Here is a 12,604-nt window from a genome sequence, read left to right as displayed (position 1 = left end):
GCAAGGGCGCGGGGCCGCCGGCTCCGCGCCCGCCAAGGCCGGGCGACACCGCCCTGCCACCGGCCGGTCCGCGCTCGGGATGCGGGTCGGGCCGCGGTCGGGGACATGGCCGCGGCCGTGGCCGAGACGATCGACGAACACGACCGGCCGTGGGGAGGCATGGGAGACCGCATCCGCGAGACGCGGCCCGCGATCCGCGAGCGCATGAATGTGTTCGTGGACGGCGACCGGGCGGGGCTCGAGACGCCGCTGGCGCCGGGCGCGGAGGTTTATGTGCTGACGGCGATCATCGGGGGTGAGGCGCTGGTGGTGAAGATTCGACGCTTGGTACCGGGACGGGTTTTGACCGGAGCCGACGCCATGTCAGTCCTTCACGCCGGGCTATGGAGCACCCGAAACCTGCAGTACATTCGTCGCTTAGTTTGGTCTTGAGCGGGGCCGACTGCTGACTGTCCGGTTCTGGCCGCGAGAACTGAGAAGGCGGACGTTTGGTCGACGACCTATGACAAGCTATCCCGCAATTGATCGAGGTGCCGAAAAGTAAAATTCGATGGAAATCACCGATTGAGCAGTTGTTCTGCCCATTTCAAGCCAAAATGGACGTCTCATTGCCGATCACCACAGAAGATATTCGCAGGACAAGCGATATCAACTGAGATGGTGCGTGCGTTTGGGAGGCGGAGCCTGGCCGGTGCTTCGCTCCGGGAGGAAGTGGCATGGCCCCTCGCTTCCCTCGATTGCCGCGTCTGCGGCCGAAAGATATTGCGCGTCAGGGATGGAAGCCGGCTGGCCAAGGCCGCCCTTTGCGGGCTTAGTTTACGACAGCCTGACCGCAGACTGACGGTGATGCCGCGTTCCCCGATTTCGCCGCAATCCGGGTATTATTCACGCGCCCTTTCATTTTTTCACGGGAAGCATTTGAGGGATGGGGCCATGTATTATTTTGTCGATGAAAGTGGCAATACCGGTCAGAACCTGTTCGATCCTGCTCAGCCCACGCTCTATTATGGCGTGCTCGGCAGCCGCGCGAACCTGGACGTCATTGCCGAACCTTTGCTGAAGGGACTGCGTCAGGAACTGGGCGTGAAGCGCATCCATGCCAATGAGCTCGGCGTCCGGAGGCTGACGCCGATCGCCTACCGGATCGCGCATTTCAGCAAGAAGAACGACCTCCGTTTCTCGCTATACCGGGTATCGAAGCAGGACCACGCCATCATCACCTTCTTTGACCAGGTCTTCGATGCGGGGCTCAACGATGCCTTGCCATGGCATCACTATTGGACGCCGCTGCGCTACGTCCTGCTGTTCAAGGTAGCGCATCTGTTCGACGAGGAGCTTGCCAAGCAGGCCTGGAGCGCCCGCCGCGAACAGAACCCTGCACGCTGCGAGGAGAAGCTTGAAACGATCTATGCGACGCTGCTCGAACGGATCGGCCGTCTGCCAGACGCACGCTCGCGCGAGATCATCTCCGGGGCCCTCAAATGGGCGCGGGCGAATCCGAAGGAGATCAATTTCGGCTCCAGCAACTACGAATCGACGCTGCAGATCTCGCCGAACCTTGTGGGCTTCCAGCAGATCTTGCAGGCGATCGCCGTGCAGACGGCTGCGCTGAAGCGTCCAGTCCGCCGTATCACGGTTGACCGGCAGACCGAGTTCAATGGCGCGCAGGCCGAACTGGCGAATATGTATCGCAAACTTCGCGGCCACAAGAGCGACCTCGGGCCCGGCATGCCGAAAGCCGACTTTACCAACATGCCAGAAGTACCGCCGATCTTCATGCCGGGAGATCAAAGCGCTGGGCTGGAGCTGGTCGATATCACCCTCTGGTTGGCGAAGCGGATACGGGAGAACAAGCCGATGTCTCCGGAGCTGTCGCTGCTGTTCTCCTCGCAGGCCAAGCGCGGCATGACGGACGAGGTGTCGCTCAAGGCGCTCGACCATCGCTGGCGCCATCTCCTGCAGCTGCCTGAGCCGGACAGGCCGTTGCCGGAAGGGATGACCAAGATGCTCGATGAGGCGGAAGAAAAACGGCGCAAGGCCGTTAGCCAGCTAGAAGCGACGTGATTTTGGGCCATGCGTCTTGCGCCGTCTCCTCAATAGTTATCCCTCATGTGGTCGTATGGCATGCGAGGCCATGGAGGGACGAGATGGGAATGCGCATCGCCGGAGGCCGGGTTATTTTAGCCAAGGACATCGAATAGGCGGTCCTCAAGAGCATAAAGGAACACCTGGCCGAGCGATCCAGCGCGATCCGCTACCCCAACACTGGGTCTGCCCGTGGGCTGAGATATTGATGTGCCGCAACAGAGGCAAGTGCAGGGCGATTTCGGCATCGGTGACGGAGCCGCGATAGCGAATGTGGGATATGGCATGGCCCACACAAGAACTTAGCAAGCCTAACGTGCCCGTCTATACGGGATTGCGTCAGCGCTAGATGTTGACCGGATTTTCTACCGCAACCTGCGGCCGCACAGCGAGTTTAATCGGAGTATAAAGATCGATCGTCGTCCGGCGCGCTTTAAGCGTGACGATCAGCGCATAGCGAGTTTTCCGATCGACGATTTCGGGAGTGGAACGATCCCTCCACCATCCCCCGACAGGCTTGATGCAAAGCAGGTCGCGGCCGACGAGTTCGATCGCCGGTCTGCTCCAGGTGTCGCAATGCAGTGATCCAGCGGACACACTGTCAGGGCCGAGGAGCCAGCGATTATCGTCGGCGTGGCGCGGCGCTTTCTCCTTCGGATTCTCGCGTTCGGCGACGTTTACGCGCTTTTTGAAGTTGGTGATCGTTTCGCCGTTGCGGCGCAGGTCGAAGCGCAGGCCGAAGGATTGGTAGCGGAGCGGGTCCACGTTGGCGGCAAAACCCGGATTCGGATCGACGTAGTAAGAGAGCGTGACCTTTAGGTCGACGGTCTCGTTGTCGAGCTCCTCGAGGACGCCCGTCGGAAGCGGGAGGGCGTAGTAATGGCACTCGTTATACTTCCGGCCCTTTCGCCGGTATGGCTGAATCGACGTCTGGGCGATGAGTGCCAGATGGTCCCGAGCCGATGCTGCCGCCCGGTCGAAATCTGGCACCCCATATCCGAAGCGCCGGACGATAGGGTAGCGGTCCTTCAAATTCGGAGCGGCATCGAAGGCCGCACGCATGGGTGCGGTGTACTCGGCACTGTGCACCATCAGCGCCCGTATCGTCTCCGGCCAGTAGTCAGGATGTGCTGCGGTCAGCCGTGCGGCCATGCGCGCCGCCTCTGCGGTCGCTGCGCTCGTTGCTTGGAACGGCACCAACGGTGCCAAACTGACATCGCGGCCCGTGCTGAGTACGGACAGCGAGTCCAGCGTGACGATATCCCTACGGCTCGGGCTGACCGCCCGGTTGCCCGCCTCGAGCACAAGCTCGGGCTTGATCGGCGCCCGGCCCACCCATCCGACGCTGGTACGGCTATGCGGGCTGATATCACCGACAGCAGCGAATTGCGTCCAGTCTTCGTAGCCTAGGCCCTTGATCTGATCGAGGTCAGTATATCCCCCGATGCTCAGCGCATTCCACGCCTGCGAGGGGTCCTGCGCAGGATAGGCGTCATGGCCGAGCCAGCGATGCATCTCGAGCACGGGGTCAGTGTTGCCGATCGATAGCACCATCAGCCGCCGAGGTGCGTTCTCGTCGTCGCCGGGCATCGTGCCCGCTGCCGCTTGGTCGATCGCCGAACTCCAGGTCGAGGGCCGGGCACCGGACACGCCGTGGTTCGTGACCGCCATGCAGAAGACGCGTGTGCGCTCGGGCCGCCTGATCTCGGGAAGGGCAACAGCCGACTGTGTGACTGACCCGTAGGAATTCGGGTCGTTCGGGTCCGCGTTGTTTGGAGGCAGCAGCTTGACCGATTCGAGTCGATGCGTGAGCACGCGCTCACCGGTATCGCCGAGCGGTATGGTCAGATCGCCATGAAGGGCGAGGCCGCCCATGGCAGTGCCGTGATCGTCATGGTCGTTGACGCCCCACTCGTCATCGATCGCGTGCAGATCGTCGGCGGCAATTGCTGGTTCGAGCAACACGTGAGCGCGATTTATGCCGGTGTCAAAGATGCATACTGCCGGCACATCGGCGCCGGGCCACCGAATGCGCGCGGCGAGGTCATCGCTCCAAGCATGCTGCTCGTGCCGCACGTCGTCAACGAAGAATTCCGGATTGTCGGTCGCACGGCGCAGCTCGACGATGACGCTCGTCGCGAACATCATCAGCTCGATCGCTGCGCGTGTCGCATAGACCGGTACGACGACCGCTTCTGGAAACTTCAGCCTGCGGCCCTGCCCCGCTGCGCGAAGGTCGAGGCGTGCGACGATATGTTCTAGTTCCTCCTCGCGGTCGCGATCGATCCAGATCGCCCACCACATCTCATGTTGCGCATCTGTCGGCAGCGCCGCGGGATCATCGGTCCAAAGGGTCTCCAGACGAGCACGCCGGAACGCCTCGATCGGTTCCACGGTCGCCTTATTCGGCGGATTGTTTGTTCGCTCTTTGAGCCGGCCAGTACGGTAGTCCGCCAGTATTGCCGCATACGCGCCTCGCGCGGCGTCGGGGACGTAAAGGGCGACTATGCGACTGGCAGGCTCATCCTTCACTGCGTGCGCGCGGACCTTCAGTTTGGACCGCTCGAGCTTGTCCGGATCAGAGCCTCGGCTTAGTTCGACCTCGATGTAGCCGCCTTCTGGCGCTGGTAGGCGGGCATCGATTACCCGTTGCTGGTCAATCATCCAGAGCGCCGCATCCAACTCGCGCTGCAGCCGTGCTCCATGCTCTTCGCGTACACGGACGTTATTGTCGCGCCCGCTGCCTTCACCCAAATACTCGCTCGATTGGTAGCGCCCCGAAATATCGATATGAGGGAGCGTGAACCTTGTCGCCATGCGTCAGAGCTTTGCCGCGTCGAGGAAAGCGTTCCGCATGCGGTGACGTTCGTCGAGGCGAGTGAGGATATCCTCGGAGCTGATGAAGTTGCGTTCGTCCAGAATAGCGTTCTTAACCGCGTCATCGGCAGCACCGACCAGCTCGGCCTGGCTCAATTCGGCGGCCGCGCTGAGTATCTTCGCCCATGCCAGACGGGGAGTTTTCATGGGTTTCATGTTGCGAAGCAGGATCTCTTTCACCTGCTCCTTGGTGGGCGAGGCGAACTCTAGCACTTGGTCATAACGTCGCAGCAAGGCGCGATCGAGCATCCGCGGGTGGTTCGTCGCGCAGATGATGACGCTGTCGGTCGAAGCGTCCTCTTCCATAAACTGCAGGAAGGAATTGAGGACGCGGCGCATCTCCGCCACGTCATTGGTCGCGGTGCGATGCGCGCCTACCGCGTCGAACTCGTCGAATAGATATACGCCCCGGCGCTTCGCCGACTCGTCAAACACGAGGCGCAACTTTACTGCGGTATCGCCCATGAAGCGGGAGATCAGCTGCTCGAGACGGATGACATAAAGGGGCAGCCCGAGCTCGCCGGCCACCGCCTCCGCCGACATCGTCTTGCCGGAGCCGGGCGGGCCGACGAAGAGCAAGCGACGGCTCGGCTTCTTGCCATGTTCCCGCAGCCAGTCGCGCCGGCGCTGCTGCCGCACGACATCGCTCACGCGCTTCACCAGCGTCGGATCAAGCACGACGTCCTTCAGCTTAAGGCGCGGTTCGCGCAATTCGAGCAGACCTTCGAGATTGCCGCGCGGTGCGCCGAACGCAATCGGGACGGATGCGCCACGCGCCTTGCCGGCACGCGCTTTTTCGACCTCAGCTCGCAGTTCCTCAGCAGCGCTACGGTGACCCTGCCGCGCTTCCGATGCAGCAACCTGCAAGGCAATGGAAAAAAACATCTCGTCGTCGCCTTCGACTCGACTTCTCAGCATTGCCAGTATCTGTTTCGTATTCGACACGTCCCCTCACTGTGTCCTGTATAGACGTTCGGCCGTGTGCCTAGAAGCCACGGCTCTGCACGTCCACAATTCATTTTTGTCGGCCATCATTGCTTCACAAGCGTGAAGATACGCCCCGGTTCCGGTCCGTCGTACCCAACGCAGCGAATCTTCAAAGCGGACCATGGCACAACATGCCTAGATGAGCACTCGCTCGACGCGGTTTAGCATCACCCTCGTCGGAACGACGGTCGTACAGTTGGGTGGTGCGCGTCGAACTATGTCGCCATTGCCGCGGCCTTCTATATGGTCCCACCTTCCTTCAAATGCGCGGTGATACCCGGGTACCGAACCTATGGTGCCGATCTTGGTCTGGCTATCATTGGCTGGAGCTGCGCGCCGCCGCTCGAGCATCGACGATGCGCATCAGATGGTTCGCAAGAAGGATGAGTTCCGTCGCTTCCGTAGCGCTTTCGAGATTTACCTCCCGGTGCGAACCCGCGTTCTTGTAGGATCCGATCGCACCGCAGAATAGTTGCATGCGGGCGCGGCGCTCGCCGCGCTCGGCTGCCATGTCAGCAAGGGGACCGCCGTCTTCCTTGAAGGCTTCCTGCATCAACACGACGCCGACTTTGTCGGCGCCCATCCCGCTGGCCTCGCGAACATAGACCTCGACACCCTTCATAGCCTGGAAGACCGCGACGTCGAACTCGCCGCGCAGGAATGAGGACCAAACCTTATCGGCGATGCGAGGGTGGAGGATCTCCTTCGCCAAGTAACGCGAAACCTGGAACTGCCTGAATGCGGTCATATCCGCGATCTTTTGCGCGCGCCTGCTCGGCACCCGCCACCCATCACCGCCGCTGTTCGATGCAGGGATCAGAAGGCCCTGCGCCTCCAGCCACGCCCACGCCTCAACAACGGCGGTCTTCATTTCGTCCGCCCGTGGGATGTTCAACGACATCACACTGGAAGGCGTGGAGCGGTCGAACTCGTTCAGTATGTTCCCAAGATGGACATGGGGGCGATCGCCTCGCGCCAGCCGCTCACTAATGAGGAACAACAACCGGGCCGCCAGTTCCTCGGGCTCGAGTTGGACGATGAGTTCGAGGCCGACCGTCTCTATCAATTCCTGCATGGGTCCTGTCCCTTTATATGATAAAGGATGTTATGAAAGGTGGGGTCCGAAGGTACCTGGGCAGCTTTGTTTGAGTACTGACGTTCTAATGAGCGCGAAAAGTGTCCCGCAGAGATGTCCGCTTTTAGGCGCAGGAATACTCTGCCTTGGCGTCCGAGATTGGGGCGCGTAGCGGGCGAAGTGCGGTAGCCATCTGGATGGCCGCTTTACCAATTCTGCCCCCTAAAGGGGTCGGGCAGGAATCCACCCCTTTCCCGTCTACCACCGCACGGTTGCAGCGGCTACCAAGCGTGGGATTCTCATACTACCGCACCTCGCAGCCCACCTCTTCGCCGGCATGGACGAGCATCGTCCAGAACGAGCGGGCGAGCGAGCGGAAGACGTAGAGGTCGAAGCGGTCGGGGCCGGTGCGCTGGATCGCCGCCAGCACGTCGTGGTGCTGCGTGGCGCGGCCGGCGCCGAGGGGGAAGGCGGCGAGCGCGAAGTCGATCGCGAAGAGTTTCGACAGCACCCATTCGGCCTGCGGGCCGGCGATGCGGATGGCGGTGCGGCCGTGCGACAGATCGGTCACCGCGCCGGTCTCGACCGGTATGCCGGGCTTCAGCCGATCGGCCAGGCCCTCGACCTGGTCGATGACGAGGAAGCGGCCCGGCGCGATGCCGAAGACGGCCTTGGTGTCGGTCGCCACGCCGCCGCCCGCGCCGTCGGGCAGGGCAAGGCCGGTCGCGGCCGCGATGGCCGCCATCACGGCCTTTTCGCTGCCGGGGAAGGCCGCGGCCTGGACGATGGAGCCGGGACGGGTTTCCGACAGGACGACGCCCGCTTCGCCGGCGAGGTTGCCGTGCCGGCCGGGCGTCCAGGCGGAACCCAGCGGCGAGACCTGCTCAACCATGCATGCGGCTCCCCTCGGGATCGAAGAAGTGGTGGCTGACGATCGCGACCGGTCCGAAGCGGCCGCGCAGCGGATCGGAGATGAAGGCGCGGCTGCCGTGGCGCGTCTTGCCGCCCCTCACCAGCGCCAGAGCGATGTACTTGCCGAGTGCGGGCGAGAAGCAGACCGAGGTGACGTGGCCGATCGAGCCGGAGAGCGTCCGGTCGCCGTGCTCGACGACATGCGCGCCGCCATTGAGCGCCTGCCCGTCCAGCGAGACGAGGCCGACGAGCTGGAGCCGGTCTTCGGCGACCAGGCCCTCGCGGTCCATCATGGCCGAGCCGACGAAGGGCTTTTTCTTCGACAGCATCCAGGAAAGATGCAGGTCGCGCGCGGTGGTGCGGCCGTCGATCTCCGCGCCGGTGACGTGGCCCTTCTCGATGCGCAGGGTGCCGAGCGCCTCGAGCCCGTAGGGGACGATGCCGAAGGGCTGTCCGGCCGCCATCAGCGCGTCCCAGACCTGGCTGCCGTGGCCGGCGCCGCAATAGACTTCATAGGCCAGTTCGCCGGAAAACGAGAGCCGGCAGATCATCACCGGGGCACCGCCGATCGCGCCGTGGACGATGCCCATGAAGGGCAAGGCGTCGTTGTCAACCGCCGTCCCGGCGACGCAGGCGGAAAGCACCGCGCGCGCCTTCGGGCCGGAGATTGCGGCGCCGGCCCATTCGTCGGTGACCGAGGTGAGGATCACCTTCAGGTCGGGCCAGACGACGTCGAGCATGTATTCGAGATGCTGCATGACGCGGCCGGCATTGGCGGTCGTCGTGGTCATCAGGAACTCGGTCTCGGCCAGCCGCCAGGTGGTGCCGTCGTCGAAGGCGAAGCCGTCCTCGCGCAGCATCAGCCCGTAGCGGGCCTTGCCGACGGGGAGCGTGGAGAAGAGGTTGGTGTAGACCCGGTCGAGAAAGGCGGCCGCGTCCGGACCCTGCACCATGATCTTGCCGAGCGTCGAGACGTCGACGATGCCGACGCTGTCGCGCACCGCTCTTGCCTCGCGGACACAGGCCTGCTCGACGGTCTCGCCGGGATGGCCGTAGATCATCGGCCGGTGCCAGAGGCCGGCGGCATACATCGTCGCGCCCTGCTCGACGTGCCAGTCGTGCAGCGGCGTCAGGCGGTCGGGCTTCAGCTCGCCGAAGCGCTCGGCCGCCAGCGCGCCGATGGAGACGGGCGCGAAGGGCGGGCGGAAGCGGGTGGTGCCGACGTCGTCGATCGCCATGCCGCGCGCGTCGGCCATGATGGCGAGCCCGGCCACGTTGGATGTCTTGCCCTGGTCGGTGGCCATGCCGAGCGTGGTGTAACGCTTCAGGTGCTCGACCGAGACGAAGCCTTCGCGATGGGCGAGCCGCACGTCCTCGGCGGTGACGTCGTGCTGGAAGTCGACGAAGGCCTTGGAGCCCCGGCCGTCGGCTGCGCGGATCTCGAAGACCGGCGCGGGCGCGGCGTCGAGGTCGGGCGCGTCGCTGGCGGGCAGGTCGACCGCGTCGGACAGGCTGCCGTCGAGCGCGGCGACGGCGGCAAGCCCGTCGGCGAACGCCGCCGTGGTCGAGGCATGGCCGAGAAAGGCGCCGGCGCCGCTCCAGCCGGCATCGGGCTGCGGCGGCAGGAAGGCCTGCAGCGTCTCGTCCCACCGCGCCTTCGCGCCGGCCTGGCTGGCGAGGTGGATGGCCGGAGACCAGCCGCCGGAGACGGCGAGGCCGTCGGCCTCGATCCGGCGCGGTTCGCCCGACAGCGTTTTCGTCGCCGCGTCGAAGCGGCGCAAGGCAACGCCGGTAAGCCGCCGGCCGCCCGACGTGTCGGCCACGGCATGGCCGAGCAGCAGCTCGCCGCCGGCCCTGGCCGCCAGCGCGCGGGCCCCGGCGGAGACGTCGGGCCGGACGTCGACGATGGCGGCGACCGTCGCGCCCGCCTCGCGCAGCCTTGCGGCGGCGGCATAGGCGCTGTCGTTGTTGGCGAAGACGACGAAGCGCTCGGCAGGCAGGACGCCGTATTCGGCGGCGTAGCGCCCTGCCGCGGAGGCGAGCATGACGCCCGGCCGGTCGTTGCCCGGAAACACCATCGGCCGCTCGAAGGCGCCGGTGGCGAGCACGACGTGGCCGGCGCGGATCACCCAGTGGCGATGCCGCGGCGCGCCCTTGCCCGGATCGCGCAGATGATCGCCGACGCGCTCCAGCGCGGCCAGCGTGTTGCCGTCGTAATAGCCCCAGACCGTGGTGCGGGGCAGCAGGCGGACATTGTCCATCGCGGCGAGCGCGGAGATGGTTTCGGCCACCCAGCCGGCCGCGGGTTCGCCGTCGAGCAATTCGCCCGACCATTTCAGCGCGCCGCCGAAGGCGGGGTCGAGGTCGGCGAGCACCACGCGCCGACCCGATCGGGCCGCCGCCAGCGCCGCCGCCAGGCCGGCCGGTCCGCCGCCGACGACTAGGACGTCGCAAAACGCGTTCATCTTCTCGTAGCGGGCCGTGTCGGGCGCATGGCCGGCGCGGCCGAGGCCGGCGGCGCGGCGGATGACGGCTTCGCAGGCCATCCAGAAACGGGTGCCCTTCAGCGGGCCGGCGACCGGACCCATGAAGGTCTTGTAGTAGAAGCCGGCCGAAAACAGCCTGCCGCCCAGCTGGTTGAGTGCGCCGACGTCGCGCTCGAGCGAGGGAAAGCGGTTCTGACTCTCGGCCACGAGGCCGTCGACGATCTCGACCTGGGTGGCGGGCAGGTTGGGCTCGCGCACCTCGCCGCGCAGGACCGTGACCAGCGCGTTCGGCTCGTCGACACCTGCGGCGATGACGCCGCGCGGGCGGTGATACTTGAAGGAGCGCGCAAACAGGCTGACGCCGTTGGCGAGCAGCGCCGAGGCGAGCGTGTCGCCTGGGTGGCCCGCATAGCGCTTGCCGTCGAAGCGGAAGGAGATCGAGCGGGAACGGTCGATCCGGCCGCCGGAGGCGGTGCGGCGCGGGCTCATGCGGGGCTCCCGGAGCGGCGACGGGCGCCGTCGGCCTCGTCGCGGGCGAAGCGGACGCTGTCGATCCGGTGCGTCAGCGTCGAGCGCAGGACGACCAGATGCGACCGGCAGCCGCCGGAATGCTGCCAGTATTCGCGATGCGCGCCGGCCGTGTTGACGCGGTCGTAGACATAGGCGTTCCACGCCGCCTGGTCGGTCGAGGCGGGGTCCGGGCGGCTGCGGCTGGCGTCGCCCTGATAGGTGAATTCGGCGACGTCGCGCGGGCCGCAACAGGGACAGGTGATCAGCATGCGGGCGGCCTCAGTGCAGCCGGGGCGTGGCGCCCTGGCCCTTCTCGTCGATGACCGCGCCGCGATGGAAACGCTCCAGCGTGAAGGCGGCGTTGAGCGGGTGCGGCTCGTCGCGGGCGATGGTCCAGGCGAAGCACCAGCCGGAGGCCGGCGTCGCCTTGAAGCCGCCATAGCACCAGCCGGTGTTGAGATAGAGGCCGGGCAGGGGGCCGGCGGTGATGATCGGCGAGCCGTCCATCGACATGTCCATGATGCCGCCCCAGGAGCGCAGCAGCCGCACGCCGGCCCAGCCGGGGAACAGCGCCGCCATCTCGCTCATCACCTCCTCGACCACCGGCAGGTTGCCGCGCTGGGCATAGGAATTGTAGCCGTCGATGTCGCCGCCAAAGACCAGCCCGCCCTTGTCGGACTGCGAGACGTAGAGATGGCCGCCGCCGAAGGTGACGACCGTGTCGATGGCCGGCTTCAGCGATTCCGACACGAAGGCCTGCAGCACGTGGCTCTCGATCGGCAGCCGGTCGATGCCGGCGAGCTTCATGACGCGGCCGGTGGAGCCGGCGACCGCGACCGCCACCTTCTTGGCGCGGATCTCGCCGCGCGTGGTGGTGACGCCCACGATGCGGTCGCCGTCGCGCAGGAAGCCGGTGACCTCGCAGTTCTCCAGCATGTCGACGCCGCGCCGGTCGGCGGCGCGCGCATAGCCCCAGGCGACGGCGTCGTGGCGGGCGGTGCCGGCGCGCGGCTGCATCAGCCCGCCGACGATCGGGAAGCGGGCCTTTGCCGACACGTCGAGCCCGGGCACCTTGCGGGCGATCTCGGCCGGATTCATCCAGACCGCGTCGATGCCGTCGTGGCGCATGGCGTTGCCGCGGCGGATGTAGTCGTCTGCCTGGCCGGGCGTGTGCGCGAGATTGAGGATGCCGCGCTGCGAGAACATGACGTTGTAATTCAGCTCGTGCGACAGGGTCTCCCACAGCTTCATCGAATGCTCGTAGAAGCCGGTATTGGCAGGCAGCAGGTAATTGGAGCGGATGATGGTGGTGTTGCGGCCGACATTGCCGCCGCCGAGCCAGCCCTTCTCCACCACGGCGACATCGGTGATGCCGTGCTCGCTGGCGAGATAGTGAGCCGTCGCCAGCCCGTGGCCGCCGCCGCCGACGATGACGACGTCGTATTGCGGCTTCGGATCGGGCTTGCGCCAGGCGGGCTTCCAGTCGCGGTTGCCGGAAAACGCGTTCCTCAGCAGCGCAAGAGCCGAATATTCCTTCATGTCTCTCTTTGTCCTCGAGCCGCCGGACAGTATCGCCCCGCGGCCCGCGCGAATGCAACGATTGCGCCGCCGCCTTTCGAACCGCCGACGCGGCAGCTGCGATCGCCGTCCGCCTTGCCGCGCGCCGAAGCCG

The 12,604-nt window shown here is 65.5% G+C and carries 9 protein-coding genes; 2 read left to right on the top strand and 7 right to left on the bottom strand.

Annotated features, from left to right (window positions below; translation table 11 throughout):
• The first annotated feature begins 117 nt into the window (after positions 1–117).
• Positions 118–432 (top strand): hypothetical protein, encoded by a 315-nt coding sequence (locus N1F91_RS10470; protein WP_289991942.1) that lies wholly within the window; start codon positions 118–120, stop codon positions 430–432.
• Between the two features lie 501 nt (positions 433–933).
• A complete protein-coding gene (locus N1F91_RS10465) occupies positions 934–2,064 on the top strand; it encodes a hypothetical protein (protein ID WP_289991941.1) in 1,131 nt (376 codons plus the stop codon).
• A gap of 366 nt (positions 2,065–2,430) precedes the next feature.
• On the opposite strand, the gene N1F91_RS10460 is transcribed toward N1F91_RS10465, so the two are convergent.
• From N1F91_RS10460 to N1F91_RS10430, 7 genes are all read right to left on the bottom strand, one after another.
• Positions 2,431–4,902: a S8 family peptidase gene (locus N1F91_RS10460; RefSeq protein ID WP_289991939.1), complete on the bottom strand. Its 2,472-nt coding sequence runs from the start codon at positions 4,900–4,902 to the stop codon at positions 2,431–2,433.
• A 3-nt stretch (positions 4,903–4,905) separates the two neighbouring features.
• Positions 4,906–5,907, bottom strand: a complete 1,002-nt coding sequence (locus N1F91_RS10455) for an ATP-binding protein (protein ID WP_289991937.1) — start codon at positions 5,905–5,907, stop codon at positions 4,906–4,908.
• 358 nt (positions 5,908–6,265) lie between these two features.
• The gene (locus N1F91_RS10450) at positions 6,266–7,024 is read right to left on the bottom strand and encodes a TIGR02391 family protein (RefSeq protein WP_289991934.1); all 759 of its coding nucleotides are present in this window, start codon (positions 7,022–7,024) and stop codon (positions 6,266–6,268) included.
• Positions 7,025–7,328: 304 nt separating this feature from the next.
• A complete protein-coding gene (gene soxG / locus N1F91_RS10445; RefSeq protein WP_289991932.1) occupies positions 7,329–7,916 on the bottom strand; it encodes a sarcosine oxidase subunit gamma family protein in 588 nt (195 codons plus the stop codon).
• Positions 7,909–10,911, bottom strand: coding sequence for a sarcosine oxidase subunit alpha family protein (locus N1F91_RS10440; protein ID WP_289991930.1), 3,003 nt, complete (start codon positions 10,909–10,911; stop codon positions 7,909–7,911). The genes soxG and N1F91_RS10440 overlap by 8 nt, the downstream gene beginning before the upstream one ends.
• Complete coding sequence (locus tag N1F91_RS10435; protein WP_289991929.1) at positions 10,908–11,201, bottom strand: sarcosine oxidase subunit delta; 294 nt, start codon at positions 11,199–11,201, stop codon at positions 10,908–10,910. The genes N1F91_RS10440 and N1F91_RS10435 overlap by 4 nt, the downstream gene beginning before the upstream one ends.
• A gap of 10 nt (positions 11,202–11,211) precedes the next feature.
• Positions 11,212–12,471: a sarcosine oxidase subunit beta family protein gene (locus N1F91_RS10430; protein WP_289991928.1), complete on the bottom strand. Its 1,260-nt coding sequence runs from the start codon at positions 12,469–12,471 to the stop codon at positions 11,212–11,214.
• Positions 12,472–12,604: the final 133 nt, after the last annotated feature.

The sequence above is a fragment of the Aquibium sp. ELW1220 genome (assembly GCF_030398385.1).
Classification (GTDB): domain Bacteria; phylum Pseudomonadota; class Alphaproteobacteria; order Rhizobiales; family Rhizobiaceae; genus Aquibium.
This window is presented reverse-complemented; position numbering and strand designations above follow the sequence as displayed.

Coding starts and splice junctions, on each gene's coding strand:
- N1F91_RS10465 (WP_289991941.1), top strand. CDS start 934: ATGTATTATTTTGTCGATGAAAGTGGCAATACCGGTCAGAACCTGTTC.
- N1F91_RS10460 (WP_289991939.1), bottom strand. CDS start 4,902: ATGGCGACAAGGTTCACGCTCCCTCATATCGATATTTCGGGGCGCTAC.
- N1F91_RS10450 (WP_289991934.1), bottom strand. CDS start 7,024: ATGCAGGAATTGATAGAGACGGTCGGCCTCGAACTCATCGTCCAACTC.
- soxG (WP_289991932.1), bottom strand. CDS start 7,916: ATGGTTGAGCAGGTCTCGCCGCTGGGTTCCGCCTGGACGCCCGGCCGG.
- N1F91_RS10440 (WP_289991930.1), bottom strand. CDS start 10,911: ATGAGCCCGCGCCGCACCGCCTCCGGCGGCCGGATCGACCGTTCCCGC.
- N1F91_RS10435 (WP_289991929.1), bottom strand. CDS start 11,201: ATGCTGATCACCTGTCCCTGTTGCGGCCCGCGCGACGTCGCCGAATTC.
- N1F91_RS10430 (WP_289991928.1), bottom strand. CDS start 12,471: ATGAAGGAATATTCGGCTCTTGCGCTGCTGAGGAACGCGTTTTCCGGC.